This window comes from Fredinandcohnia onubensis (genome assembly GCF_002734285.1).
In the GTDB taxonomy this organism is placed as follows: Bacteria; Bacillota; Bacilli; order Bacillales; family Bacillaceae_L; genus Ferdinandcohnia; species Ferdinandcohnia onubensis_A.
On sequence record NZ_NSEA01000014.1, the window covers coordinates 157,853 to 184,149 of the forward strand.

The 26,297-nt window shown below is 37.1% G+C and carries 36 protein-coding genes; 15 read left to right on the top strand and 21 right to left on the bottom strand.

What is annotated here, in order from left to right:
* Positions 1 to 67 precede the first annotated feature (67 nt).
* The 8 genes from CKJ95_RS14885 to CKJ95_RS14920 form a co-directional block, all read right to left on the bottom strand.
* Positions 68 to 1,219 carry an acetylornithine transaminase gene (locus tag CKJ95_RS14885; protein WP_099354230.1) on the bottom strand — a complete coding sequence of 384 codons (1,152 nt, stop codon included), beginning with the start codon at positions 1,217 to 1,219 and terminating at the stop codon, positions 68 to 70.
* Complete coding sequence (argB, locus tag CKJ95_RS14890; RefSeq protein ID WP_099354231.1) at positions 1,219 to 1,995, bottom strand: acetylglutamate kinase; 777 nt, start codon at positions 1,993 to 1,995, stop codon at positions 1,219 to 1,221. Before argB ends, CKJ95_RS14885 begins: the two co-directional genes overlap by 1 nt.
* Positions 1,996 to 2,006: 11 nt before the next feature.
* On the bottom strand, positions 2,007 to 3,236 hold the full coding sequence (gene argJ / locus CKJ95_RS14895; protein WP_099354232.1) for a bifunctional ornithine acetyltransferase/N-acetylglutamate synthase: 1,230 nt from the start codon (positions 3,234 to 3,236) through the stop codon (positions 2,007 to 2,009).
* Between the two features lie 34 nt (positions 3,237 to 3,270).
* Positions 3,271 to 4,311 (bottom strand): N-acetyl-gamma-glutamyl-phosphate reductase, encoded by a 1,041-nt coding sequence (argC, locus tag CKJ95_RS14900; protein ID WP_099354233.1) that lies wholly within the window; start codon positions 4,309 to 4,311, stop codon positions 3,271 to 3,273.
* A 147-nt stretch (positions 4,312 to 4,458) separates the two neighbouring features.
* Positions 4,459 to 4,692, bottom strand: coding sequence for a molybdopterin converting factor subunit 1 (moaD, locus tag CKJ95_RS14905; RefSeq protein ID WP_099354234.1), 234 nt, complete (start codon positions 4,690 to 4,692; stop codon positions 4,459 to 4,461).
* Positions 4,689 to 5,159 carry a molybdenum cofactor biosynthesis protein MoaE gene (locus CKJ95_RS14910; protein ID WP_099354235.1) on the bottom strand — a complete coding sequence of 157 codons (471 nt, stop codon included), beginning with the start codon at positions 5,157 to 5,159 and terminating at the stop codon, positions 4,689 to 4,691. Before CKJ95_RS14910 ends, moaD begins: the two co-directional genes overlap by 4 nt.
* Complete coding sequence (gene mobB / locus CKJ95_RS14915) at positions 5,156 to 5,665, bottom strand: molybdopterin-guanine dinucleotide biosynthesis protein B (protein WP_099354236.1); 510 nt, start codon at positions 5,663 to 5,665, stop codon at positions 5,156 to 5,158. Before mobB ends, CKJ95_RS14910 begins: the two co-directional genes overlap by 4 nt.
* The gene (locus CKJ95_RS14920; RefSeq protein ID WP_099354237.1) at positions 5,650 to 6,918 is read right to left on the bottom strand and encodes a molybdopterin molybdotransferase MoeA; all 1,269 of its coding nucleotides are present in this window, start codon (positions 6,916 to 6,918) and stop codon (positions 5,650 to 5,652) included. The genes mobB and CKJ95_RS14920 overlap by 16 nt, the downstream gene beginning before the upstream one ends.
* Before the next feature lie 197 nt (positions 6,919 to 7,115).
* Between CKJ95_RS14920 and ric the strand changes: the two genes are divergently transcribed.
* Positions 7,116 to 7,823: an iron-sulfur cluster repair di-iron protein gene (ric, locus tag CKJ95_RS14925; RefSeq protein ID WP_099354238.1), complete on the top strand. Its 708-nt coding sequence runs from the start codon at positions 7,116 to 7,118 to the stop codon at positions 7,821 to 7,823.
* Between the two features lie 38 nt (positions 7,824 to 7,861).
* Here ric and CKJ95_RS14930 read toward each other — a convergent pair whose 3' ends face one another.
* The 5 genes from CKJ95_RS14930 to modB all read right to left on the bottom strand — a co-directional run bounded on the left by CKJ95_RS14930 (position 7,862) and on the right by modB (position 11,928).
* Positions 7,862 to 8,503 (bottom strand): hypothetical protein, encoded by a 642-nt coding sequence (locus CKJ95_RS14930; protein WP_099354239.1) that lies wholly within the window; start codon positions 8,501 to 8,503, stop codon positions 7,862 to 7,864.
* 10 nt (positions 8,504 to 8,513) lie between these two features.
* Positions 8,514 to 9,122 carry an SCO family protein gene (locus CKJ95_RS14935; RefSeq protein WP_099354240.1) on the bottom strand — a complete coding sequence of 203 codons (609 nt, stop codon included), beginning with the start codon at positions 9,120 to 9,122 and terminating at the stop codon, positions 8,514 to 8,516.
* Positions 9,112 to 10,599, bottom strand: coding sequence for a cbb3-type cytochrome c oxidase subunit I (locus CKJ95_RS14940; protein WP_099354241.1), 1,488 nt, complete (start codon positions 10,597 to 10,599; stop codon positions 9,112 to 9,114). The genes CKJ95_RS14935 and CKJ95_RS14940 overlap by 11 nt, the downstream gene beginning before the upstream one ends.
* A 14-nt stretch (positions 10,600 to 10,613) precedes the next feature.
* A complete protein-coding gene (locus tag CKJ95_RS14945; RefSeq protein ID WP_099354242.1) occupies positions 10,614 to 11,138 on the bottom strand; it encodes a cytochrome C oxidase subunit II in 525 nt (174 codons plus the stop codon).
* A 136-nt stretch (positions 11,139 to 11,274) separates the two neighbouring features.
* Entirely contained in the window at positions 11,275 to 11,928 is a 654-nt protein-coding gene (modB, locus tag CKJ95_RS14950; protein WP_099354243.1) for a molybdate ABC transporter permease subunit, read from the bottom strand.
* A gap of 172 nt (positions 11,929 to 12,100) precedes the next feature.
* Here modB and CKJ95_RS14955 point away from each other — a divergent pair, with 172 nt between their 5' ends.
* Positions 12,101 to 12,805 carry a Crp/Fnr family transcriptional regulator gene (locus tag CKJ95_RS14955; protein ID WP_099354244.1) on the top strand — a complete coding sequence of 235 codons (705 nt, stop codon included), beginning with the start codon at positions 12,101 to 12,103 and terminating at the stop codon, positions 12,803 to 12,805.
* Between the two features lie 45 nt (positions 12,806 to 12,850).
* Here CKJ95_RS14955 and CKJ95_RS14960 read toward each other — a convergent pair whose 3' ends face one another.
* From CKJ95_RS14960 to CKJ95_RS14975, 4 genes are all read right to left on the bottom strand, one after another.
* Positions 12,851 to 13,975, bottom strand: coding sequence for a TIGR04053 family radical SAM/SPASM domain-containing protein (locus tag CKJ95_RS14960; protein ID WP_099354245.1), 1,125 nt, complete (start codon positions 13,973 to 13,975; stop codon positions 12,851 to 12,853).
* A gap of 140 nt (positions 13,976 to 14,115) precedes the next feature.
* Positions 14,116 to 14,409, bottom strand: a complete 294-nt coding sequence (locus CKJ95_RS14965; RefSeq protein WP_099354246.1) for a DUF5316 domain-containing protein — start codon at positions 14,407 to 14,409, stop codon at positions 14,116 to 14,118.
* 173 nt (positions 14,410 to 14,582) lie between these two features.
* Entirely contained in the window at positions 14,583 to 15,188 is a 606-nt protein-coding gene (locus CKJ95_RS14970) for a molybdenum cofactor guanylyltransferase (RefSeq protein WP_180271527.1), read from the bottom strand.
* Between the two features lie 150 nt (positions 15,189 to 15,338).
* Positions 15,339 to 15,569: a DUF2249 domain-containing protein gene (locus tag CKJ95_RS14975; protein WP_099354248.1), complete on the bottom strand. Its 231-nt coding sequence runs from the start codon at positions 15,567 to 15,569 to the stop codon at positions 15,339 to 15,341.
* A 203-nt stretch (positions 15,570 to 15,772) separates the two neighbouring features.
* Here CKJ95_RS14975 and CKJ95_RS23440 point away from each other — a divergent pair, with 203 nt between their 5' ends.
* From CKJ95_RS23440 to CKJ95_RS15005, 7 genes are all read left to right on the top strand, one after another.
* Positions 15,773 to 15,910: a hypothetical protein gene (locus tag CKJ95_RS23440; RefSeq protein WP_180271528.1), complete on the top strand. Its 138-nt coding sequence runs from the start codon at positions 15,773 to 15,775 to the stop codon at positions 15,908 to 15,910.
* A gap of 158 nt (positions 15,911 to 16,068) precedes the next feature.
* Positions 16,069 to 16,758: a Crp/Fnr family transcriptional regulator gene (locus CKJ95_RS14980; protein WP_099354249.1), complete on the top strand. Its 690-nt coding sequence runs from the start codon at positions 16,069 to 16,071 to the stop codon at positions 16,756 to 16,758.
* Between the two features lie 118 nt (positions 16,759 to 16,876).
* Entirely contained in the window at positions 16,877 to 17,128 is a 252-nt protein-coding gene (locus tag CKJ95_RS14985; protein ID WP_099354250.1) for a DUF2249 domain-containing protein, read from the top strand.
* Positions 17,115 to 17,321, top strand: a complete 207-nt coding sequence (locus tag CKJ95_RS14990) for a DUF2249 domain-containing protein (protein WP_099354251.1) — start codon at positions 17,115 to 17,117, stop codon at positions 17,319 to 17,321. Before CKJ95_RS14985 ends, CKJ95_RS14990 begins: the two co-directional genes overlap by 14 nt.
* Before the next feature lie 14 nt (positions 17,322 to 17,335).
* A complete protein-coding gene (locus CKJ95_RS14995; protein WP_099354252.1) occupies positions 17,336 to 18,577 on the top strand; it encodes a hypothetical protein in 1,242 nt (413 codons plus the stop codon).
* A 15-nt stretch (positions 18,578 to 18,592) separates the two neighbouring features.
* Positions 18,593 to 18,892: a metal-sulfur cluster assembly factor gene (locus CKJ95_RS15000; protein WP_099354253.1), complete on the top strand. Its 300-nt coding sequence runs from the start codon at positions 18,593 to 18,595 to the stop codon at positions 18,890 to 18,892.
* A 217-nt stretch (positions 18,893 to 19,109) separates the two neighbouring features.
* Complete coding sequence (locus CKJ95_RS15005; RefSeq protein WP_099354254.1) at positions 19,110 to 19,418, top strand: metal-sulfur cluster assembly factor; 309 nt, start codon at positions 19,110 to 19,112, stop codon at positions 19,416 to 19,418.
* 47 nt (positions 19,419 to 19,465) lie between these two features.
* On the opposite strand, the gene yjfP is transcribed toward CKJ95_RS15005, so the two are convergent.
* Positions 19,466 to 20,233, bottom strand: coding sequence for an esterase (gene yjfP, locus CKJ95_RS15010; protein ID WP_099354255.1), 768 nt, complete (start codon positions 20,231 to 20,233; stop codon positions 19,466 to 19,468).
* 153 nt (positions 20,234 to 20,386) lie between these two features.
* Here yjfP and CKJ95_RS15015 point away from each other — a divergent pair, with 153 nt between their 5' ends.
* From CKJ95_RS15015 to CKJ95_RS15025, 3 genes are all read left to right on the top strand, one after another.
* On the top strand, positions 20,387 to 21,208 hold the full coding sequence (locus tag CKJ95_RS15015) for a Cof-type HAD-IIB family hydrolase (protein ID WP_099354256.1): 822 nt from the start codon (positions 20,387 to 20,389) through the stop codon (positions 21,206 to 21,208).
* A gap of 109 nt (positions 21,209 to 21,317) precedes the next feature.
* Entirely contained in the window at positions 21,318 to 21,467 is a 150-nt protein-coding gene (locus CKJ95_RS15020) for a competence protein (RefSeq protein WP_099354257.1), read from the top strand.
* Position 21,468: 1 nt separating this feature from the next.
* Positions 21,469 to 21,666: a DUF3813 domain-containing protein gene (locus CKJ95_RS15025; protein WP_099354258.1), complete on the top strand. Its 198-nt coding sequence runs from the start codon at positions 21,469 to 21,471 to the stop codon at positions 21,664 to 21,666.
* Positions 21,667 to 21,724: 58 nt separating this feature from the next.
* On the opposite strand, the gene CKJ95_RS15030 is transcribed toward CKJ95_RS15025, so the two are convergent.
* Both CKJ95_RS15030 and CKJ95_RS15035 read right to left on the bottom strand, forming a co-directional pair.
* A complete protein-coding gene (locus CKJ95_RS15030; protein WP_099354259.1) occupies positions 21,725 to 22,606 on the bottom strand; it encodes a BsuPI-related putative proteinase inhibitor in 882 nt (293 codons plus the stop codon).
* Between the two features lie 49 nt (positions 22,607 to 22,655).
* The gene (locus CKJ95_RS15035; protein ID WP_099354260.1) at positions 22,656 to 23,498 is read right to left on the bottom strand and encodes a YitT family protein; all 843 of its coding nucleotides are present in this window, start codon (positions 23,496 to 23,498) and stop codon (positions 22,656 to 22,658) included.
* A gap of 157 nt (positions 23,499 to 23,655) precedes the next feature.
* On the opposite strand from CKJ95_RS15035, the gene CKJ95_RS15040 reads away from it, so the two are divergent.
* Both CKJ95_RS15040 and CKJ95_RS15045 read left to right on the top strand, forming a co-directional pair.
* The gene (locus tag CKJ95_RS15040) at positions 23,656 to 24,519 is read left to right on the top strand and encodes a DegV family protein (protein ID WP_099354261.1); all 864 of its coding nucleotides are present in this window, start codon (positions 23,656 to 23,658) and stop codon (positions 24,517 to 24,519) included.
* Between the two features lie 64 nt (positions 24,520 to 24,583).
* Positions 24,584 to 24,715 (top strand): DUF3941 domain-containing protein, encoded by a 132-nt coding sequence (locus CKJ95_RS15045; protein ID WP_099354262.1) that lies wholly within the window; start codon positions 24,584 to 24,586, stop codon positions 24,713 to 24,715.
* A gap of 41 nt (positions 24,716 to 24,756) precedes the next feature.
* Here the strand turns inward: CKJ95_RS15045 and CKJ95_RS15050 are convergent, their stop codons facing one another.
* Positions 24,757 to 25,620: a CvfB family protein gene (locus CKJ95_RS15050; protein ID WP_099354263.1), complete on the bottom strand. Its 864-nt coding sequence runs from the start codon at positions 25,618 to 25,620 to the stop codon at positions 24,757 to 24,759.
* A 164-nt stretch (positions 25,621 to 25,784) separates the two neighbouring features.
* Between CKJ95_RS15050 and CKJ95_RS15055 the strand changes: the two genes are divergently transcribed.
* Complete coding sequence (locus CKJ95_RS15055; RefSeq protein ID WP_099354264.1) at positions 25,785 to 26,276, top strand: YajQ family cyclic di-GMP-binding protein; 492 nt, start codon at positions 25,785 to 25,787, stop codon at positions 26,274 to 26,276.
* Positions 26,277 to 26,297: the final 21 nt, after the last annotated feature.

Genomic DNA, 26,297 nt, shown 5'->3' on the forward strand with positions numbered 1-26,297 from the left:
ACATATTCAAAAAAAATTCGTTTCTATAGCTGGTAGTTAGATAGATTCCTAACTACCAGCAACGAGCCTAGGAAATATGTTCTGCCACAAGTGTTTCTTTAATCATCTTAACTGCTTCATCGATTTCTTCGTAAGTAACAGTTAATGGTGGTAATAAGCGAATGACATTCGGGCCAGCTGGAAGAGTTAAAAGCCCTTTTTCTCGAAGTGCTGTAATTGAAGCTGCCACCTCTTTTTCACAAGCAATCCCTACCATTAATCCACTACCACGAATCTCTGTAACTAAGTCGTGATCTGCTAGTGCTGTAGTAAGCTCATCTTGTAAATAAGCCCCTTTTTTCTCAACTTCCGCTAAAAACTTATCCTCAAAAATAATTGATAGTGTAGCTTTAGCAGCAGCTAATGAAATTGGGTTACCACCGAAAGTTGACCCATGTGAACCAGGTCCAAATGCTTCCTTCAGCTTTTCCTTACCAAGCATAGCACCAACGGGTAGGCCGCTTCCTAAACCTTTTGCTAATGTTATAATATCTGGTGTAAGGTTGAAATGCTGGTGAGCAAAGGCCTTTCCAGTGCGACCAATCCCTGTTTGCACTTCATCTATAATAAATAGTGAACCATGTTTTGCACAAAGTGCTTGAATCTTTTTAAGGAACTCTTCTGTCCCAGGTACAACTCCACCTTCACCCTGCACAACTTCTACCATAACCGCTGCAACTTCATCATCCATTTCGCGCTCTAACGCGTCACAGTCATTGTATGCAAGATATACAAATTCTTGCAATAGAGGGCCATATCCTGAATGAATTTTTTCTTGGCCTGTTGCTGCCATTGTTCCAAATGTTCTTCCATGGAAGGATTGTTTAAATGTAATGACTTTTGATTTTTGTGTGTATTTACGAGCGAGTTTTAAAGCTGCCTCATTTGCCTCAGCTCCACTATTACAATAGAAAACGGCATCTAGCTCTGAGTTTGATACTAACTTTTCAGCCACTTCTTGTTGAATATCGGACTTAAACAAATTTGATACATGCCAATATTTCTGCAACTGCTCTTCTACTGCTTTCATAACCTTAGGGTGGCGATGTCCTAGATTACAAACCGCGATACCGGAAACGAAATCCAAGTATTTTTTTCCTTTATTGTCTACAATGATTGCACCTTCTGCAGAATCAACTGTTAAATCCCATCTCGCATAGGTTGGAAATAGTGCATCCATTATACCACCTCTAGTTCTTTTACAATTTTTGTTCCTTTTAATGTTCCATCTACTGATAATAACGAGCTTTTCCCGTTAATAATCGTTATTTCATTAAGTCCCCCATCATTTAATGCCGAGAGAGCTGCTTTTACTTTCGGAATCATACCCCCGTAGATAGTCCCTTCATCGATGAGGGATAAAACAGAATCTGTTGAAAGCTTGGGTAAGACTTCACCATCTTTTTTGATTCCATCTACATCGGTTACGAATAATAGATGTTTTGCCTTAAGAGCGATTGCAACACTTGCTGCTGCAGTGTCAGCATTGATATTGAATTTTGTAAAATCCTCACCAATCCCAATTGGAGAGATAACAGGAACATAATTTTGAGAGATCAAGTATTCCAAGAATGAAACATTCACGTCGACAATTTCGCCAACATACCCCAATTGTTCAAGGTCCACTGGCTTCACTTTGATAAGTTCTGCATCACAGCCGGATATTCCAACTGACGGGATTCCAGCTTTCCCTAGCTCGACTACAACCTTTTTATTAACCGTTCCGGATAATACCATCTCAACAACATTAAGTACTTCCTTTGTTGTTTTTCTTAATCCATTTACAAATTCGCTTTTTAAGTTTAGTGAGGAGAGGGTCTGAGCAATTTCAGGCCCGCCACCATGCACAACAACTACTTTATAACCACTGTCTTTTAATTCTTTAATACTATTAAAAAATGAGTCCGATAACTCACTAAGTATACTACCTCCACATTTGATAACAATTGTCTCCATTTCTAGTCTCCTTATGTTCGGTAGCTTGCATTTATCTTGACATAATCATAGGTTAAATCACAGCCCCATGCCGTACCCGTACCATTTCCTAAATGGAGGTTGACGTGAATAACAATATCAGTACCATCAAGATATTCTTTTGCAAGCTCTTCAGAGAAAGCCACTGGCTGACTTCCTGATAGCATTTGGATTGTTCCAATTGAGATATCCACATTATCAGGATTCACAGTAGCTGCACTGTGACCGATTGCTCCAATAATTCTACCCCAGTTCGCATCTGCTCCATAAATTGCTGTTTTAACAAGATTTGAACCGACGATTTTTTTTGCAATAATACGTGCATCTATATCCGATACAGCACCTGTTACATTCACTTCGACTAGTTTTGTAGCCCCTTCTCCATCCTTTGCAATTTGCTTTGCAAGGTCTTCAAAAGTGGATTGAAGTGCTGAAACGAATGAATCCCATTCAGGATGTTCTTGTGTAAGTTGGTCGTTTTCCGCTAGGCCACTTGCCATTACCAATACCATATCATTTGTAGAAGTCTCACCGTCAACTGTGATTTGATTAAAGGTCACATCTGTCACTGTTTTCATCGCAGCTTGTAGGGAATTTGAGTCGATATTAGCATCAGTTGTTACAAAACCTAGCATCGTTGCCATGTTTGGATGAATCATTCCAGAGCCTTTTGCAGCTCCACCAATTGTAATTGTCTTTCCATCAATTGTTGTTTGATAACATGCTTTTTTCATAACTAAATCCGTTGTTAAAATAGCTGTTTGGAAACTTTGAGCTGATTCTACTGTATCAGTTGGCTTCAATTGTTTAATGCCCGCTTTTATTTTGTCCATCGGTAACAGTTCACCAATGACACCTGTTGAAGCTACAGCAACCAAATGATCGTCAATACCAAACTGAGTTGCTGATTCAGCTCTCATTTCGTATGCATCTAATAATCCTTGTTCACCTGTACATGCATTTGCACATGCACTATTGATCACGACAGCCTGTAATTTGTTCTCTACGGCGATACTCTCTTTCGTAACCTTTAAAGGAGGAGCTTGAAAATGACTTTGCGTATATACAGCGGCACAGTTAGCCGGAACATCACAAACAATCGCTCCTAGGTCTTTCTTTTTATAACGTAATCCGGCATGAACCCCTGCTGTTTTAAAACCTTTGGGGGTTACAACAGTTCCCTCTTCTACTTTTATTATTTGAATTTCCTTCATATCTATCATGCAAAGTCACTCCTTATCTATCATCTTAACTTACTTATGGGAATAGAGGGACATAGTGTAATCCCGTATTTTCGTCTAAACCTAACATAATATTTGCATTTTGGATGGCCTGACCAGCAGCCCCTTTAACTAAGTTATCGATAACTGACACAACGGTAATTCGGTTTGTTCGCTCATCCAATGCAAGGCCAATATCACAATAATTCGTTCCATAAACCTCTTTTGTGGCAGGAAATGTGCCTTTTTCTCGAATTCTCACAAATGGAGCATCTTGATAACTTTCCTTATATAGTTCATAAAGTTGGTCCATTGTAAGTGTATCGTTTGCACGATTTATATACATCGTTGACATAATTCCCCTTGTCATTGGAACCAAATGTGTACTAAACGTAACGTATGGGATTGAATCGTCCCAATCTTGGATCACTTGTTCAATTTCCGGAATATGTTGATGTTGATTTACCTTATAAATTGAAAAGTTTTCATTAGTTTCAGAGAAATGCGTAGTTCTAGAAGGGCTCTTTCCAGCTCCAGATATTCCTGATTTAGCATCAATCACAATTGATTTTTCATCTATTAGTTTATGTTTTACTAACGGAGCTAAACCAAGGACTGTTGCAGTAGGATAGCACCCAGGATTGGAAATAAAACTACTACTCTTAATTTCTTCCTTATTCCATTCAGGAAGACCATATGTAGCTCTGTCTAGGTCTGCTTGTAATGCGCTTGGCTTTTTATACCATTGTTCATATACACTAGGATTTTTTAGACGATAATCCCCAGATAGATCAATAATCTTCACATTTTCCTTCAATAGTTCAGGTACGATTGTGGTTGATACCCCTGATGGTGTAGAAAGAAAAACAACATCAACTTCATTTGCAATCTTAGGAATATCAATTTCTTCTAAAGAATGATTTACAAGATTAGTAACATGGGGGTAGACCTCTGAAAGCTTCATCCCTGTTTGAGACGAAGTGTGAACAGAATGAACGTCTATAGTTGGGTGGTTTGTCAATAATCTTAATAGTTCAATTCCGCCATAACCAGTTACCCCTATAATTGCCGCTTTCAATATATCCACCTCATTGTTTTTATTAAACTAATTAAATTTTGAAATATGTTTCATTATAAGTCCGTATAAAAATAAAATCAATTGTATTTTTATAAATAATTCAGTTTTTTTATACAAAAAAACCACCAGAAGTCGATGGTTTTAAAATTACCCTCCACTTACTGGTGGAATCAACGCAACTGTATCTCCTGCTTTTACAACGTCCTCATCTACTGCATACTCTTCGTTAATTGCAAACATAATTTGGTCAAGGTTTATTATACCATGTTCGTTCGAAAGCTTTTCTTTCAAATCTGTTACAGATAGCTCATCCTCATATAAAGTTAATCTATCTGTTCCCGCCATTTCCTGTAAATGGGCAAAGAATAAAACAGTTATCATTTTAGATCCTCCTCTTCAGGTTGACCGGTCGGGTATTGTTTTGTCTCTAATTGATCGCCAATCCACATTTCTCCATCTTCCCAATGTTCCTTTTTCCAAATCGGAACAATTTGTTTTATCCGTTCGATTGCATATTCGTTTGCTGCATAGGCATCCTTACGATGTGGTGTGGAGACTGCGATTACAACAGCAGCTTCTGATATATCTAATCGACCTATTCGATGATAAATGGCCGTTTTGGCTTCTGGCCATTTTTCAGATATTTCCTCACCAATTTGAGCAAGCTTCTTTTCTGCCATTGGAACATATGCATCATATTCTAAATATAAGGTCCGTTTCCCCTTTGTGAATTCGCGGACTGTGCCGATAAAAGTAGTAACAGCACCAGCCTCACGTCTAATAACCTTATTCGTAACCTCTTCAACATTTATTGGTTCTTTCGTAATTTTAAATAAAGCATTATTCATTGATTTACCTCACTAAATACCCATTCTAAATAGATTTCTTCATCTTTTATATTAAAAAGAGGAAAATTAGATTCGATTGGAATCCAAGAAATAACTGCAACAATGTTTGTTAATGAAGTTAGTAACTCCATGTCAGCTTCATTCCTAATTAAAACAATTTTGGGATAATCAGCTAATTTAAAACCTTCAATTAATATCATATCATTTTCAAAGAAAGCATACAGCTGAATGAGCTTTTCTAAAGTCCATCCGGAAGTCTTTGCTTCTAACTGAAGACTTCCACCACCTTCAACAATGGTTGCAGATGCACCCGCTTTAAAGTGTCTGGAAGAATCTTTTTCTTTATTAATTCCTTTCAGATTGCTTGTATGTCCATGATGTTTAATTGTTGCTATACTAGCCCCAAGTTCAGTTCCTCTTTTTACAATTTTTTCAACTAGGGTTGTTTTCCCACTGTTTTGATATCCAACAATTTGTAGAAGCGGAAACCTTATTTCCAAGGCCACATACTTCCTTCCTGATCTTCCAGTAATAACACATCAACTTCGTCGCCTTTTCCAAATCCGCGTGTTCCACCAGGTAAGACCATTAATGCATTCGCTCCGGCAAGCGAGGATACTACATTCGATTTATCAAGGCCACTTGGCGTCACCAAAATTTTTCCATCAGAAAAACTGATTCTACTCCGAACAAACCTTGTAAATGGGTTTGGTTTTGGAAAGTCAGCATTGAGTTTAGCTTTCATTTTTAATAGATGTGGTTGATTCGAATATAATCTTGTTCGCACCACTGGTCTAACTAACAATTCGAAACCTACATAACAGGCAGAAGGATTGCCAGATAAGCCAAATAATAGCTTGCCATTTAGCTGAGCAACAGTTGTGACACTACCAGGTCTCATTGCTATTTTATTGAATAATACTTCCGCACCTAATTTTTCATAAATTGCCGGTAGATAATCATAATCCCCAACTGATACCCCACCGGTTGTTATGAGAATATCAACTTCATCTAATGCGTTTTTGATTGCCTCATAGCAAAGGTCAAAATCATCTGAGAGTTTACCGAAATATTTGGACACTGCACCTACTCTTTCAATTTGGGCACTGACCATATAAGAATTGCTATTACGAATTTTCCCAGGCACTAATTCTTCATTAACATCAAGTAGCTCGGTCCCTGTAGCGTAAATGCCGATGACAGGCTTCTTTGCCACTTCTACTTGGTGATAGCCAAAGGTTGCTAAAAGTGCTTTTACTCCAGGGTTAATGAATATTCCTTTTTTAACTAGGACAGAATCCTTTTTTGTATCTTCACCCTGAAATGAAACATTATCTCCCGACTTAAAAGGTCTTTTAATCGACATATATTTTTTGCCATTACGTTCGTATTCATTTGTCAACTCAAGCATCACAACCGCATCGCATTCTGCCGGCATTTGCGCCCCTGTCATGATTCGAACTGCTTGAAAAGCGTCTACCTTTTTCGCAGCAACTGAACCTGCTCCAATTTCTTCTATTACTTCAAATTCAATCGGGTGGTCCTGTCCAGCATCAGTTGTATCCGCTGCCCTTACCGCAAAGCCATCATATGGGGAACGATCAAAATGAGGGACATCGTGATCAGCAATTAAATTCTCTGCTAAAAATCGTCCGTAACTGGCCTCTATCGGTACTACTTCTTTCGTACCTGTACCCACAAATTCCATTACACGAGATACCGCTACTGAAACCGGTATCGGTGTTCGTCTTTCAACCATATTATCCACTCGCTTTTTTTATCTACTTTTTTCCTATTGTAGTATATTTAAACAAAAACCACTACTTTCTTGCAGTGATTCACGTCACTCTCATCCTAATTTATGACGTTTTTTAAGCATATGTGTGATTCACATCACCTCATTTAATTGTGTTACAAGCTATGCTATGAGTAGCTTACTAAATAGGAGGTAGAATCATGGAACAAACTTTTACTGAACAACATATCATTGGAGAAATTGTAACTGAGTTTCCGAAGGCTGGAGACCTTTTCAAAAAACTTCGAATTGATTTTTGCTGTGGCGGTAACCGACCACTTATAGATGCAATTGAGGAAAGAAATCTTTCAAAGGATGAAGTATTAACAAAATTAAATGATCTTTACCAGGAAATGAAAGAATTAAATGAAAAAACGGTGGATTGGAAGGCTGCGAGCTATTCCGAATTAATTGATCATATCGTTAATAAACACCATCGTTATTTAAATGAAGAACTTCCACAGCTTAGTCCATATGTAACAAAGGTATTACGTGTTCACGGTGGAAACCATCCGCACCTAGCAAGGGTTCATTCACTTTTTAATCAATTGAAGGTTGAGCTAGAACAGCACACTATCAAAGAAGAAGCAGATTCATTTCCTCTTATCCTAAAATTTGAAAAAGAACCAACTGCTGAAAATCATGAATTAGTGAAAAGGCATGTAGTAGAACTAGAAGACGATCATGATGAGGCAGGAAATATTATTAAAGAAATTCGTGACATAACAAACGACTTCCAACCACCAATCGGTGCATGTGGAACCTATCGTCTTGTCTACCAACGTCTTGAGGCACTTGAAGCAGATTTATTCCAGCATATTCATTTAGAAAATAATATACTCTTTCCAAGAGCTGCAGCTGGCAACTAACACCAAATCAAAAAGAGCTGATATATGTCAGCTCTTTTTTATGTCATCCGTTCATCCAGTTCTTTTGTACTTATATTCACATTTATATATTTCTGTTTTTCTTTGATTGGATTCTTACTGATTTCAGGCTTCCCTAAAAAAACTCGCCCAATAAATAAAATACAGATCGCTAATCCTAATACAAACATCGCTTTTCCAAGCTGTTGTTGGGCTGTCACTAAGTAGTTATTACAAAGACGGGCTGGTGAAACTGAATAAAGCCAACTCATCACAAATATCATAGAAATCAGATTAGCCCAAATAAAAGCTTTACTGATAGGGCCAAGCAGTTGCCAGCTATAAAACAATAGTACACCCGCAAGAAGTGATAGACTCATATATTTCGCAATCTCCATGATTGGCTCACTCAGTGCGGCATCCACTGACCTAGGCAGTACCCAAAACCCTACAACACATATTGTAATTAACATACCCGCGATTCCATTTTCATTGTAATACACGAAGAAGCCTCGCCATTTTTTCGGAAACCCCTTTGCCAGAATATAACCACTTCCTACTAATAGTGGGTATTGAATAAGCATCGTCCCAACCATGCTCTCTTCTAACATTGACCTTACATACGGAAGTGAAACGAATAGAAGTAAAAGTAGCCCTATCATTACATATCGAAAACGGTACATATTTTCACCTCTAAAATAGGATAGAATCCATGTATTCCACAACAACTTGTGGTGTTTGGTAATCAAAGATATTAGTTAATTTTCCTTCTGGATTAATCACATAAAATGCAGAATTATGCTCATAGCCCCCGTATTCATTCGGGATAACAACTACTTCAAGAGCGTCAAGGACATTCTGTAAATCCTTCTCATCTTGAATCGTAGCCATTTTCCAATGCTCCCCATCCGCACCAAAATGATTAGAATATGATTTTAATACCGTTGGAGAATCATTCTCAGGGTCAAAGCTTATACTTACAAGTACAACTTCTTTCCCTAGAACATCAAAAGGAATATTTTCATAGATTTCTGCAAAATTTCTTTCTAAAACCGGACATACGTCCCCACACGATGTATACATAAAGGTTAAAAGCGTATATTTCCCCTCTAACTCTTTTAATTGAAAGTTTTTCGAATTTGAATCAATTAATGTAGCAGAAGGGAGCTTTGGTTGCTCCCTTTCTAATTCGATAATTCTTGCTTTCTCAGCAGTAAAAGCCCGTAATCCATCTGTACCTATCCATAGCAATGAAAGACCCGCTACAAGTGCAAATAGAACTCCCACACTTTTACGCAACATGACGATCTGATCCTACTTTTTCTTGAAACTTATAATTAATTGATCTTGAAAAATTCCAAAAGCGGATTATAAATATCAAAACAGCAAGGACTATAAAGATACCGAAGATAGCTCCCATACGGTCATATGGAATCCACTCTGGAAAGTGCTCAGCCCATCTTCTTGGAGCTCCGACTTTTCCGGAGAATAGAAACGATCCACATAGTCCAATGAAAAACATGATGTATACCCAAAAGCTGATTCCATCGATTGCTGTTTCCTTCTCTTTTCTATTCACTTTTGCTAAGTAATACATAAATCCAAAAACAATAGCAGTTGCACCTAATCCCATATACATATGGAAATGCCCTGGTACCCATTTTGTGTTATGCATGACATGGTTTACAACAATTGTTGCATCAATAATTGCTGGTACGACACCAATTACCCAACCAAACATGGATAAAAACATAAATGATGAGGCAATGTCCCATTTAATTCCTGAACGATAGACAATCATTAGCGCACCATATGCTGTGATAACTAATACTGGTAATCCGTTTGCATATGAGAGCACTTGACCAATAATAATCATCCACTTTGGTAATGCAAAGTCCATTAATAAATGGTGAGTATAGATTGTAATCGTAAATAAAGTTGAACAGTTCCACGCAATTAAGAATGGGCGGTTTGCCTTCCATGGACGATTTGTATAAGCTGCTAATATCTCATAAACCGCAATAACTCCCATATAAATAATAGAGTTTGCAAAGATATGACCAAATGCATATGTTAGATTTTTTGCAAGCATTGGATCAATTGCGATAGTTGGAATATATAGATGAATAAGGTTCATTACGAGTACTGTTGCACCTGCAATTAATGCAGTGGTGTTTACAATTGAAACCATTGTACTAGCCACGACAGCCGCAGGAGGACCATAGCCTTTTTCCTTGCCGAAGACGATAGACCACCCTAAGCCTCCGCCTAAGCTTCCATATTGTTTAATAATTGCTCTAGCAACATCCAAATTTAATAATAAGAATCCTACACCGAGTATGAGCATACCACCTAAATATAGTGTCGCTCCCGCCATTGCCCATCCACCCGCGGAGATAGCTGGTAGCGGATATAAGAACGTCCAAGCTCCCGCAAAGTCAAATACAAAAATTCCTATCAATACCATTACGACACCGATAATGAAGGTAATAAAATTTGTGATTAGAATTCCTTTGCTTAAGTTTACATATTTACTTAAGAAGTACCACATGACTGCAGCTGCGGCTAACGCCGCGGCCCCTATCATCCCCGTTCCATGGACGGTCATAATTTCATAAAAGAATGCAGGGTCCACTTCAATCATTTTCCCTTGCGCAAGTAGCATTAAAACTCCAAATACCATCATTGATAGAATGATGAGGCTACCTGTTAGTAGATAAATAGCGATTGTTTTGTTTCGGGAGTTATTTGTCCCTCCCATTACCATATTTGTAGACATTGTTAACCCCCTCCTTAATTTGTTACGACAATTTCACCAATCATGAGATGGTGAGCAAGGCCACAGTATTCCATACATAAAATTTGATATGTCCCAGGTTCTGAGAATGTGTAGTAAACAGTGTTTGTATAATCTGGCATTGCCTGAGTTTGTGCTAATAAATTCATTTCTTTGTCATAGATACCAAAGCCATGGTTAACATCCGAGCTTGTGATATCGAATTCAATTGGCTCCCCCACTTTGAATTCAGTTTGGCTCATGTTCCAGCCAAATTGAACAGCCTCAACATCGACAATAACTGGATTTTCTTCTTGTCCATATACCGGTCTTTCAAATGGAAGATCTTGTAGTGTTACATACGTTAAAGTTCCAAATACAACGAGTAGAACTAAGAAATAAATTGTTCTAAAACGGTACCATTTTTTCTGAATTGGTTCATACTCTCTTCTTTTATTGGTTTTTAATACGACGGTAATAAAAATAACGGTAATTAAGGCCATTAAAATAATGGAAAGATACCAAGCTGCTGTTTGGTACAAAGAAACCCCCTCCTAATTTCTCTTTTCAGCAAGATTGTCACATATTGCTCGATCATAAATCTGTTAAGTTTGTCACAAAATGGGACTGAAACAAAAAAAGACACATTCTTGTCAAGAATGCATCTTTTTATGACGACTATTTAATTAAATAGGTTGACGCCAGCATCAGGAATGAGATGAAGACTGTTGTTAATACCCATAGCCAAGCCAATTCCATATTTCCGCTATCAATGGCAACGTAAATTGCTGTTGGCAGTGTTTGTGTTTTTCCAGGTATATTACCAGCAAACATCAGGGTTGCACCAAACTCCCCAAGTGCTCGAGTAAAACTTAAGATAAAGCCCGTTACAATTGCTTTGATCGATAATGGAATCGAAATGTACAGAAATATACTAAATTCATTAGCTCCATCCGTTCTAGCCGCATCCTCAATTTCCGTATTTACAGTTTGAAAGCCTGTCTTAACAGATTGGTACATTAACGGAAATGCAACAACAGTAGAAGCGATAACAGCAGCCCACCACGTAAACATAATCGGTTGTCCTGTTAATTTCTCAAGAAACGTTCCTACAAAACTATTTCGTCCAAAAATCACAATTAATAGAAAGCCAACAACTGATGGAGGCAGAACCAGTGGCAGCATTAACAATGTTTCCAGAAAGAGCTTACCTTTAAATTGCTTATGTGCCATCCATTTACCTATTATTAGGCCAAAGAGTAAGACAATACAACCTGCCGTTATGGCGATGGTGATCGATAGTTTAATAGGTGACCAAAAAGTAAGTTCCATTATTCAAACCTCAATTGTTAAAAATTGTTCAAAATGTCAGGAAGCCTTATTTTCCAAGATATTATGCTTCAAAAATGAAGTAAGTGTGATTTATTATACACCTACTGTATGCCTAACATTATATGATTTCCTTAGAAACAAGTATAGCATTCCTATATGGAAGGTGGTACCTATGAGTCAATTAGCATTACATCAATCAACCATCTCAGATGAATTAACTGAGCTTCTTAAATCAGCTAATCAAGTCATCAATATGAAAAAAGGAACCTATTTATTTCGCGAAGGAATGAAAGCTTCCGAGCTCTATCTGATTCTATCAGGACGTGTAAAGGTAAGTAAAGGGACATCGGATGGCAATGAATTATCGCTTCGAATCTGTAGCCAAAATGAAATCGTTGGAGAGTTGACATTATTTACAGATCAACCTAAATATTTATTTGATTGCAGGATATTGGAGGATTGTGAAATTGCTGTCATTCAAAAGGATGAATTAGAAAAAAAACTTTTTGAAAATACAACTCTTGCATTTGAATTTATGAAGTGGATGAGTGATCATTTTCGAAAAACACAAACAAAGTTTAGAGACCTTGTTTTATTAGGTAAAAAAGGAGCATTATATTCCACCTTAATTAGGATGACCAACAGCTATGGGGTTGAAAAGGAAAACGGCACTTTAATAGACCTACGTCTGACAAATCAGGAACTAGCTAATTTTTGTGCAACCACAAGAGAAAGTGTAAACCGTATGTTGCATGATTTACGAGTGAAAGATATCATTTCTGTTCACAAGGGCTATATCACCATTCACGATTTAGGATATATCAAAAAGGCAATACAGTGCGAGGAATGTCCAGCTAAATATTGTAGTATTGAATAACCAAAAGAAAAGACCCCTTGGCACTCCCATGGGTCTTTCTTTTGGTTATTGTAATGTTTTTTCTTTCTTACGAAGTGCTTCCGGAATATATACACAGAATGGTTCGCTCTCCATGTAATCGCCTGTCATGGCATATGCACGAGAACGTGATCCACCACATACATGTCTAAATTCACATACTCCACATTTTCCTTTATATTTGTCAGGATTACGCAAATCTTTGAAGATTGGGGATTCACGATAAATTTCAGCAAGTGGGGTCTCACGAACATTTCCTGCTTTTACAGGTAATAGTCCACTTGGATACACATCTCCAGTATGAGAAATAAAGACAAATCCATTCCCATCGTTTACACCTTGTGGCGCTCTTCCAAGTCCATCAATTTGCCCCGTTTTCCCTTGCATAAGGGCATCTTCATAGCGGATTTGTTGTTCCGCATCCTTTGTTTCACGCATTTTTGATTGTATAACTACACGGCGATAGTGTTGCGCAGCAGTCGTTTTTATATCAAATTTTACTCGTTTACTTAGGTCATACAACCAACGGAATACTTTTTCATGTTCAACTGGGGAAATCATGTCCGTATCCTTTCCACGACCAGTAGGTACAAGGAAAAAGACGCTCCATAATACACAATCGAGGTCCTCAACTAATTTTGCCATTTCATCTAATGCATGTACATTATATCTTGAGATTACAGTGTTGATTTGAATAGGAATTTCAAGTTCATGTAAATATTTAATGGCTCTCATTGTTAAATCGAATGAGCCATTTGTTCCGCGGAAATGGTCATGAATTCCAGCAGTTGGACCATCTAAGCTAAATGCCCAACGAGCTAATCCTACTTCTTTTGCCTTTTGAATGGCTTCTTTTGTTACATTTGGTGTTGCACTTGGTGTCATGGAAACGCGCACACCTTTTTTAATTGCATATTCGGCAATATCATAGACGTCAGGTCGCATTAATGGGTCCCCACCTGTGAACACAAGCATTGGATTATTCATCTCATATATTTGGTCGATTAGCTTTTTCCCCTCTTCAAAGGAAAGCTCTCTAGGGTCTCTTTTATACTGAGCTTCGGCACGGCAATGTAAACATTTTAATTGACAAGCCCTTGTAAGCTCCCAAATTACAATAAATGGATCTTCGTTATAGTCTCTTTCAAACATGAGGCAGACCTCCTTTGTTAATGTACACATTTTAGCACTATAAAATAGTGAGCAATGTGAGGTACATCACAGAAGAAGGAGGTGTTTAAAATTGTTCACAAATATGGAACTATAATGAGGTACTCACTCGATTGAAGAAATTAAATGTAATTGAGGGTTAACACTACAGCTACAAGTAGGTTTGGAGCCCCCAAGAGGAAAAACAAATAGGAATATCGAATTCTCTTTTTGCGGTCTTTTTTGCTTTCGGTGTAATAGTTTGCTCTTGCTCGATCGCCACTTACAAAGGTGTCAGATACAATTCCTGCAAGCAAGAAGCATATTATACCCAGGGTCCCAGAAATAACTGAATATGTTTCAAATTGACGAGTAGACAGACCAATTATTAGTAGAAGTCCAGAGGTTACTATACCTAACATTAAGCCTACTCTCAAACATAATCCCTCCTTCCAGCTAACTCTATATTACTATTTTATCACATTTTTCAGAAAATTATGAGTGTTAGACTTGAATAATAAAAGCAAAAGCCATTTAAGTTGTTTAAGGATTAAAGACTAAGTACGCCACGTCCATTGGCAAAGTCTTTGTGACACATATCGTGGCGGTCTCAAATGGGCTTTTGCTTTATTTTTTGATATTCAGTTTTGTTATTAATATTATCAAATTCCATACCTTGTAGCTGAAGGTCTTGATCGGTTAAAAATCTAGCGTTGCAAGTGCCTAATAACTGGCTCATTTTTAAATCTTTATCTTTAAGTAATTGTTCAATTTTTTTGGCAACCCTAGCATGATACACAGCAATTAATGGTTGTTGTCTGTCATTGATAATGGGTACGATTGCATCAATACTTTGATCCTTGGTAAAAGAAATAAGCTGCTTTACTAGTTTGTCTGTAACAAAAGGCGTATCACAAGGTAAAATTACATACCAATCTGAGGATGTTTTTTTCATGACTGTGAAAATGCCAGCGAGTGGTCCCCTTCCCTGAAATTCAGGTAAATCCTGAATAACGGAAACCGAGGCTTCGTTTTGAAATTGCTCTTTTAGTAAAGGATGACTCACAATATAAAGTTGGTCCACGTTATCTTTTAATGCATCGATAGCGTATTCGTAAAAGTATTTATTTTGAAATTGGGCAAATGCCTTAGGGCTTCCAAATCTCCTTGATTCCCCACCTGCCAAAAGAACACCTATGATTGTTGGACTTTTCATCATTAAACTTCCTTTTGCTTTTTTCTTCATAGTAACATGATTGGAACAGTCCACCAAAACGAAAATCAAAATGAACGATAAAAAAGTGTAGACAAAGCCTTTTGAGACTTTGCCTACACCATGTGAGAGAACGGAATTTGTGATTGATTATTATTTTTTACCGATTGCAACGCGCCATACTTCTGGGCCCTGTTCAAGGTATTCCCAAGTGAATGCATCACCGCGTTCCATCATAAACTGATATTGGAGTGGTCTTGGATCATGGTCATTTGATAGCTCCATGATTTCACCTGGTTGTAAACTATCAAATGTTCTAAATATTGTTGGGTGCTTATCCTTCGGTGCATAATCTGGTGCGTTTACTTTCGCTGCAAATACCATATTAATATTCCTCCTTTTGATTTATGGGTCCATTGTACCCGAGTCTTTTTAGATCATGTTGTGAAGCTAATCACTATGTACGTATGTTTTTTATCATATGTACCGAAAACTATGCGATAATTAGATTGAACATGAATATCCCACGTAAACATCTTGTCATTCTTCATGATTGTGGAGTTTTAAAGAAATAACGGGGTGAACATATGAAGGAATTTGTTGGAAAATGTAAGGAATGTGAAAAAGAAATTTATTGTTTAGATGGTTTTATAAATGGGGTTATATTAGATGATAAAAATGGAATACTTTGCTTTGATTGTGCTGAAGAAAAGCAAGCGAACTAAGCTAGGAGTTTTGCTCCTAGCTTTTTTGTGTCCATTTTTCGAACATTGATTGTCATTCTCACCGACTATGATTTAAATCACTGTCTTAAAAAGTGGAATTGTTACACTAAATGTTGAGTAACCGAATATAGAGTTTATTTGAACAAGGAGTGAGACAGATGGGACTACCATCGATTCGTGAACAATTGAAAGGAGTACCCTTGTTTCGGGAACTAACACCAGAAGAACTCGACCCAATTGTAGAAATTTCACAGTCACGATTATATAGACAAAAGATGTTTATCTTTATGCAAGACGATCCACTTGATCGAGTATTTTTCATCCAATCTGGAAAAGTAAAAATTTATAAGTCTGATATGCATGGGAAGGAACAAATTGTTTCCGTTCTAGAAGCAGGTGAAATGTTTCCTCATGCCGGCTTTTTTCGAAAAGGTGGATATCCCGCACACGCCGAAGTAATCGAGGATTCAAATATCATCTTCACCCCCATTGATAAGTTTGAAGAGATATCGCTTAAAAATCCGGAGCTTTGCATTAAAATTTTTAAAGTGCTTGGTGAAAAAATTATAGACCTTCAAAAACGTCTAGAAGAACAAATTTTATTAAACACCCAAGAACAAATCATTATGCTTTTACTTCGTCTATGTAGGAGTAATGGAGAAAAAACTGGAAATCGTTTTAAACTCACAACTCATTTTACAAATCGAGAACTCGCCAATATGATCGGAACAACACGTGAATCGGTAAGTCGAACGATCTCTGTTTTGAAAAAGAAACAGATTGTTGATCTGACTACAGATGGTTATTACTTATTAGACCATATGAAACTGCATGATGAAATTTTCTAAGTTAATTCAGCCTGATTGAGCCTAAATAAAATTCGCATTTTTGTGATTCATGTCACAACTTTTCTCATTGAAAATGATTATCATTAGATTATAAATGTTAGATAAGGGGGACTTTTAAGTGGAATCAAAAGTAGTAGAAGTAGATGTTAGGGAAGATCTTAAAAATAAAATTGAGCCTTTTCAAAAGATTATGGAAGCCGTTAAACCTTTACAGGATGGAGGTACATTCATTTTACACGCACCTTTTAAACCGACTCCTTTATTTCCTATTTTAAAGGCAAAAGGATTTTCAAACGAAGCAGAGCAAATTGATAAAAAACAATGGAAGGTTACCTTTACTAAAGAGGTGACAAATAATGAAATTAGATAATCGAGGTCTTGAGCCACCAACTCCAATGATGCGAACGTTAAAGGCTCTCGAAAAACTAAACAAAGGTGAAACATTGACGATTATAAATGATCGTAGACCCATGTTTTTATATGAACAGCTTGAAGAACTTGGCTACAAGCACATAACAGAACCACATCCTGAGGGCGGCTTTCAAATTGAGATTACAAAATAAGGAGCTGCTTGATAATGATACCTCAATTATCAAATGAAACAAATATCAGGCTACCGCTTTCATTCATTATTTTTAGTGTTGTGGCATTGGTCGCATCCCAAGTCATCCTCCTATTCAATGGACATATGGTGATTGAAGGGAACTTTAGAAACCCCGCCATCTTATCATCAGCTCATTTACTTATCCTGGGTTGGGCCTTAATGGTTGCGATGGGGGCTATGTATCAGCTTGTACCAGTAGCCTTTTTAACTCCAATTTGGAGTGAAAAATTTGGATTTATTCAATTTTGGATAACTGCAATTGGTTTTGGTGGATTTGGTATCACTCTTTCCTTTTCACCTACCATATCTATTTTTACAGGTTCACTTGCTGTAATTGGAATATTTTTATTTCTTGTTCAAATGTTTATGACAATGAAAAAACAGGCAAAGAAAAACATTCTAACGGTTTTAGTTGGTAGTGCTTTAATTTGTTTGCTAGTCACTATCTCACTAGGAATCCTATTGATTGTTAATTTAGGAGCTGGAATCGCACACCTTGATCATTTCGCTGTTCTAAAAAGTCATATTCTACTAGGTGTGGCAGGATGGTTTACATTTTTAATTTTCGGCTTTTCTTATAAAATGGTCCCTATGTTTTCGTTAGCACACGGATTTTCGATGAAATTATCAAGTTGGGTCTATACTGTTTACGCCATCGGACTTGTAGTAACCATTTGCAGCTTTATTACTGAAGTGAACTTGTTGTTACAAGTTGGTATGGTCCTACTTTTTGCAGGTTTTGCCTTATTTTCTTACCATATTTCCACTATCATCAAGGTTAGATTAAAGAAAAAGCTGGATAAACCATTTATTTTTTCATTAGTTTCCATTTGTTTTGGCTTAGTTATTCACTTTTTCGGGATGGTTCTTGCGTTCCTACCAGGGTATTACGAAATTTATGGCGTCCTTGTCTTTCTTTATATCTTCTTGTGGATTGCAGGTAGCATTCTTGGCTATCTATATAAAATTATTCCTTTTCTCTGGTGGACACATAAATATAGCAAACTGATTGGTAAAAGTAATGTACCTACTCTAAAACAAATGATTGATGAAAAAATGGCAACTCCCATTTTTACAGGTTTCGTTGCTGGATGTGTTGTCGTAATTTTAGCCATTGCAACTGGACAATTGCTCATTTTTTCTATTGGCCAAAGTTTTGTTGTCGCTTCAACTTTCTTTTTCAGCTACAGCATTATAAAAGTACTATTTAAATAAAAGGGGAGAAACACAATGGAATTAAAAGAGAAAATCCTTGAGCAGTTAAAACAAGTGATTGACCCTGAATTGAATATTAATGTTGTTGATTTAGGACTTATTTATGAAATTAATATTAAAGAAAATAATAATGTATATATTGAAATGACGCTAACTACTCCTGGTTGCCCACTACATGATAGTATTACTAGTGGAGTGAAGCATGCAGTTGCCTACCTTGAAGAAGTAAATGATATTGAGGTATTAATGGTATGGCATCCTGCTTGGTCTCCTGAACGCATGTCTGAAGCCGCCATGAAGCAACTCAGAGGTTAACTTTATTCAGTAAAAAGCAGGGGATTTCACATTCTTAGATTGTTTCGTTATACTTAAGAAAAGCACAAGGCGCGCAGTCTTAGGCGACAAGCATAAGACGAGCGCTGACAGAAGGTGTTTTTTACCTTCAGAAGCGATTGGCTTATGACCTCGAGCCGATGGCGCCTGGAGCTAGACACCTTTTAAATAAGCTATTTCTCGAAAGGAGAGGTTTTAAATGGATGAAGCTTTAAAGGAAAATATGTTGGGTGCACTTGAGCAAGTTGTTGACCCTGAATTAGGTATTGATATTGTTAACCTAGGTCTTGTCTATGATGTGGATATGAATGATGAGGGTGTCGCACAAGTTTCGATGACATTAACATCAATGGGATGCCCACTTGCTGGAACGATTGCAATGGACGTAAAACGCGTTCTTACTGAATTACCTGAAGTAAAAGACGTAGATGTTAACATCGTATGGAATCCACCTTGGAACAAGGATATGATGAGCCGTTACGCAAAAATCGCTCTAGGAATTAGATAAAATAAATGGAAAAAGAACGTGTCGACTATGACACGTTCTTTCTCTATTTATAGGTGCTTTTTAAACCATTCAACTGATGCGAGTAGTCCTTCTCTTGTCACTTTATGATCTGCTCGTGTGTCAGCAATAAAAGATAGGTTCTCCTCTTTCCCTTTATACAGTGGTTTAATTTCTTGGTAAAATTCATACGTGTATTTAAAAGGAACCATCTTGTCTTTTTCACCATGCCAGAAAAACAATGGTCTTCCGTTTACTTTTTCAGGTTGCATGCTTAAATCATATTTCCGTAATTCTGCATATTTTTCTTCCAAATCAGCATCTGAGAAAGGAAGTTCAATGTCATGTCGCTTCAATTCCTCAATTTGGCCCCGACAGAATTCTTCATAGTAGGGACTCCCCATTAAACTTACTGCAGTCTTAATCCAAGGATATTGAGTCAGTGCTCCTAACGTCACGATACCTCCCATTGAAGTACCTGCCACACCGATTCTTGCCTCGTCAATTTGGCCTTGGTTTTGTAGCTCGTCCTTAATGATCTGAAGTTCTTTAATTTCATTGACGACAATATCCCAAAACTTAAAATCCATCTCATGATCATCTATGCCATTATCTCTTTCACCATGATAGTCTGCTTCAGGCAATACTACACGAAATCCTTGTTCTGCATAAAGATAGGCATAGTGTAAATTATGTTCTTTCGCACTACCAAATCCATGAACAAAGAGGATCAACGGCAACGCTTCATCTTTTAACTGATTTTTAACAATATGTAATGCTGGTATTTCTGCATATTTCTTATTTTCAATAATAATCATCTTTTGTATGTACTCCTTTTAAGAAAACTTTTGCCATCCTCTAGTGTATCATTTGTTGGAAGTTTATTGAAAAATATTGACTTTTCAATTGACGATTATTTTAATATCTGTTTAAGTTAAGGAAAGAGATAATAGGTTCACAAGGAGATTGATATGACTAAACAACACTTAATTGCACTTGACCTAGACGGTACTCTACTAAAAGATGATAAAACGATCTCAAAAAGAACAAAAGACACGATAGAAAAAGCCAAAAAAGCCGGCCATATGGTGATGATTGCGACAGGAAGACCTTTCCGTTCGAGCTCAATGTATTACCAAGAACTTAGTCTTACAACACCAATCGTTAACTTTAATGGAGCCTTTGTCCATCATCCACTTGATCAAAAATGGGGAGTGTATCACGATACACTCGATTTAAAAACAGTAAAAGAAATTGTTAATGTTGCCGATGAGCTCCGTGTAAAAAACATATTAGCGGAAGTAATAGATGATGTGTATTTTCATTATCACGATGAAACAATGTTAGATATTTTTGGAATGGGGAAACCAAATATTGAAACGGGTGATTTACGAAAAATTTTAAAACATGATCCAACTTCATTATTAATTCACCCTGATGAAGAAATTGCAGATAAAATCCGAAAGTATCTTTCTGACATGCATGCTGAAGTAGTCGATCACCGCAAATGGGCCGCCCCTTGGCATGTGATTGAAATTGTTAAATCAGGATTAAATAAAGCTGTTGGTATTCAGAAAGTTGCTGACTTTTATCAGATTCCAAAAGACAGAATTATTGCTTTTGGAGATGAAGATAATGATTTGGAAATGATTGAATACGCCGGTCACGGGATTGCCATGGGTAACGGGATTGACGAGCTAAAGAGTATTGCTAACCATGTAACAATGACTAATGAAGAAGACGGAATTGCTCTTTATTTAGAGGATGTTCTAAAATTGCAGAAAAATAAGTAGGTTGGTTCAGAAATAATTACCTGATATAACCCAAACGTAAAACTCAAACAATATAACTAGTGCTACAAAGAAGCACTTCTTTTAAAGCTGTTAAAGGGGGAATTTACGGATGGGTAGTAATAAATCAAAACGATTTGTTCATCAAGGTGCAGATGCTGTTCAACAACATGCTCAGCGCTTTCCTTACCGTTCCACTCTAGCTGAAGCAGAAGCAAAGAAAAAAGCGAATGTCGAAAACTCATCACTTGGAGGAATTTAGTATGGGAAACCGTTTATTCCAAAAGGCTCGTGAAACCGTAGAAGTTGCGAAATTAGCGAGTGCTGGCCAAAGTGATACATCCTTACAGGATGCTGTTTCGGTTGCTAAAAATGCACTTTCTTCTGCATATGCTAACTCTACAACAGCCGAAAAAGAACAACTCCGCGAATTACAAAATGAATTAGACCAACTTCAATAATCTTTGGCTAATTCAAGAAAAACAGGGTCAGACTCAACGTCTGACCCTTCCCCTAATTTTATTGGAATTGTTGAAGTTTTGCATGATAAAGATTTGTGATAGAACCGTCTTTTGCACTTCTTTCGTATAAATGAAGAATCAATGCTCCATTTGTCGGAATTTTATCCTTAGGAATCGAAATGTTAATTTCAAATGGTGACCACGCTGGTGCACCCTCTGATGCCGTTTGAAGTGTTTCAGGAATTACATAATCATGCCCATCCTCTACAGCATAGAAGAAGGTTGCTTCAAATACTCTTACTTCCCCAGTTACCGTATATTCACCATTTTCACCTAGTACTCGAACATTACGAAATGCTGTATTTCCTTCTTCAGGAATTGTAAAACTCTCTTCTGCCTGTAATGCATTGCTTTCAATTTTTTGTCCATTAACTTCTGATGCTGTTATGAAAATATGTGCTTTATATTCTCCGGGAGCAAGCCTCGTTCCCTCGTTTGAAGTGTAATCCCATGGCTCTTCCCAAACCTTTTCTTGACCAGGCTTTAATTCCATTTCCTCTATTGACTGGATAAACATTTTATCGATTGAATAGCGGTAAACTTCCTTTCCATCTGCATCCTTCACAATAATTTCATATTTTTGACCAGATGGTATCGTCAGTTTTACAGGATTGTCGCTTGTGTTTTTAATTGTAATAGTAAAAGTTGCTTCGTTTTCCCCTGTTTTAATTGAAAGGTCAGTTTGAAGTTTTTCAACCACGTTCTCTTCACCCCCAGGTTCTTCACCCTCTTGTGTTGGTGGTGTTTCTTTTTCTGTATCTACTTCTTCACCACCACCTGAATTTACTGGAAGTGCCTCTTCGGTTTTAGTTGAGCCACATCCTGTGATGATAAATAGACTCATTACAAATACTAAAGTCACTAGAAGCCATTTTCTCATGTTTGTCACCCCTTTACTCTATTTGTCGAAGTCTCCTACTAAAAAGTTACTACTCTTTGCGAAATAATCCATAAACGCCAATTGTTTGTACAATATTTGTAAATGCATGAGGGTCAACTTCTTTTATTATACGCTCTAAGTCATATAATTCATATCTTGTTAAAACAATCATTAACATGTCCTTCGTCTCACTTGAAAATGCTCCTTTGGCAGGTATCAACGTAATTCCTCTTACTAAATTTGAATGAATTGCACTTTTTAATTCGTCCGCTTTCTTCGTAACAATCATCGCTGTAACCTTTACATGACTTGTATGTACTGTGTCAATAACCTTAGTCAACACATACAAAGCAACGAGTGTATATAATGCCTTTTCCCAACCAAATAAAAATCCTGCAGTAATAATGATTAGCCCGTTAAGTGTAAAAATATAGGTACCAATTGGCTTATCTTTTGATCTTGATAATACAAGCGCTATAATATCAAGACCACCTGTAGATGCTCCCCACTTTAAGGTAAGACCGATTCCAATTGCTTGTATGACGGCCCCAAATACAGCATTTAGCAAAATATCATTTGAGATGCGTTCGAGTGGGATAATCGCCAAGAATAACGTTGTCAGTGCAACAGAAATAAAGCTATAAAGGGTAAATGACTTACCTACCTTTTTCCATCCCAAAATCGCAACGGGTATGTTTAATAATAGTAGTATCACACCTGTTGAAATATGAATTGGGGTGTAATCACCAAGGATTCTAAACAAAAGCTGTGACACACCAGTAAAACCAGAAGAATAAACATCAGCTGGAATTAAAAAAAGATTTAGGGCAGCAGCATTTAGTAGTGCACCAAAAGTCACAATCAATATTTTTTTTACTTCTCTATTCACCATTCAAATAGTCCTCCTGGAACAACATTCTTCAATCCTAGTAGTAAATTAGTCGTCATACAAAATTTTTCCTCAATTGTTGTATTTTTATCCAATACTCGCTACACTTACGATAGGCAAGTTTGTTTCAAATTTGACCAAAGAAAAGAAGGTGAGACTTTTGACCGTTAGAATTCTTACTGATAGCGGTAGTGACCTACCACTTCAATTTTTCAAAGAAAATAATGTTACATTATTCTCCTTAGGAGTTCATCTAGATGGGCAAGATTACGAAGATATTGCAACAATTAACCCTGTAAAAGTATTTGAAGCGATGCGAAATGGGAGTGCACCTAAAACATCCCAAGTTCCTCCACACCGTTTTAAAGAGGTTTTTACTGAAATTGCAAAAGAAAAACAATCTGCTGTCTATATTTCCTTTTCATCACAATTGTCAGGAACCTATCAAACAGCAGTGATGATGAGCGAGGAAGTAAGAGAAGATTATCCAGACCTTGACTTAACAATTGTGGACACAAAATGTGCGTCCCTTGGCCAGGGTCTTGTTGTTAAAGCTGCGGCTGAGCTTGCTAGCAAAGGTGCTTCAAAGGATGAAGTTGTGAACCTTGCTAAATTTTACAGTACTCATATGGAGCATCTTTTCACTGTGGATGACCTTGAATATTTAGCACGTGGGGGAAGAATTAGTAAGGCTTCCGCTTTTGTTGGTGGACTTTTAAACATAAAACCACTTTTAAATGTTGAAGATGGAAAGCTTATCCCACTTGAGAAAATTCGAGGTAAAAAGAAAGTGTATAAGCGAATCGTTGAGTTGATGGAAGAGCGCGGGACTGATTTATCAAAGCAAACGATTGGAATTAGTCATGGAGATGTAGAAACTGAGGCACTTGAGGTAAAGAAATTATTTGAAGAAAAATTCGGATGTAACTCCTTCTTTATTAATGTAATCGGTGCTGCGATTGGTTCTCATGCTGGTCCAGGAACGATTTCGATCTTCTTCCTAAACGAATTGCCAAACAGCTAATCTTACATAGTTTGAAAAACGACTGGATATCCTAAATTTGAACGGATTGAAGGGAGTGTTATTTATGCCAAAAACAAGTGACAATGATAAAAAAGCAAAAGATAACAATGCATTACGCCATGAAAAGAATATGATGAGAGAAAAGAATCGTCAGGCGGGCAAACATCAATATTCAAAGAAAACAGATCATCTTTAAAATGAAACGAAACGCATCGGTAACAGCCGATGCGTTTTTCTTTACTCTTCTTTTTTAAAGTATGTCCAACCATCCTCTTGGTATACTTTTCCTTCTTTCATTAGCTTTCCAATTGCTCGTTTAAACGCTGCTTTACTCATGTCAAACCTGGCTGAAATATCTTCGGGAGAGCTTTTATCCCAATATGGCATTGCCCCACCACGGCTTTCTATATACTGATAAATTTTTCCAGCATCGTCTCCCATTATTTCATGACTTCGGCCCATTAGCGACACATTTACAGTCCCATCTTCCTTTACGTCAATAATTCGCCCTTGCACCTTTTCTCCGACTCTTGGTTCCCTTGTTCTTTGAGACTCGTGGATAAAGCCGAGGAACCCTTCCTCTGAAATCATAAAAGAGCCAACCATTAATAATCGGTAAACAGTTCCAGTTATGTTTTTATTAAAATCTTTTCTTGTAGCTGGTTTTGAAATAGAACGAATGACATCCTCAGTCGCAAGCTTTCCAAAAAGTCGTCCGTTTTTATCTGTTCGCAATGAAATATATAGTTGATCGCCTGGCTCTGGCCAAAGATCCCACACCTCATGCAAATCATCCTTTGAGACTAAAATATCCTTACTAATCCCAATATCAACAAAAACTCCCAATTCACGTTTGACCTCAACTACACCGGCCCAATCATAGGTATCGATTTGAATAGTCGGTATTGTCATAGAGGCTGCCAGTCTTCCTTGATGATCTTGAAAAAGAAAAACAGTTACGTCCTCTTCCGGATCGAATCCGTCTATAATTTCATTTTCATGTAAAAGCACATCTTCTTCACCGTTTGTTAAAAAATAGCCAAACGGAGCATCTCTATCTACACGTAAAGTTACAACCGTACCCGGTATTAATTCATTCATTTATTAAAGCCCTCTTTCTTATGTACTTAGCTTATCTTGCTATTGTCTTTCATAGTATAGACGTTTACGACCATCATTTACTAGTATTGTTTTGGAAAAAGTTGTCCTAATTGCTAAGATTGACTATAATCAAGGGAAATAAACTATTTTTTTGGAGGTTGGCAATGGCAAAGGAAAGCTCATTCGATATTGTGTCAAAGGTAGATTTGCCTGAAGTAACAAATGCAATAAGTATTGCAAAAAAAGAGATTCAAACTCGGTATGATTTCAAAGGTAGTAAAAGTGACATCACGCTTGATAAGGAAGAACTTGTTTTAATATCTGATGACGAGTACAAACTGGAGCAACTGAAGGATGTTCTGATCAGTAAAATGATTAAGCGTGGGGTTCCAACTCGTAATATTGATTATGGAAAAATTGAAAATGCATCTGGTGGAACCGTACGTCAACGTGCGAAACTCATTCAAGGCATTGACAAGGAGAACGCGAAGAAGATTAACACCATTATTAAAAATAGCGGCCTAAAAGTAAAGAGCCAGGTTCAGGATGATCAAGTTCGTGTAACAGGAAAAAGCAGAGATGAACTTCAACAAATTATCAACGCCATCCGTGAAGCCGATTTACCGATTGATGTGCAGTTTATAAACTACAGATAATAAGAATGCAGCGGACTAATA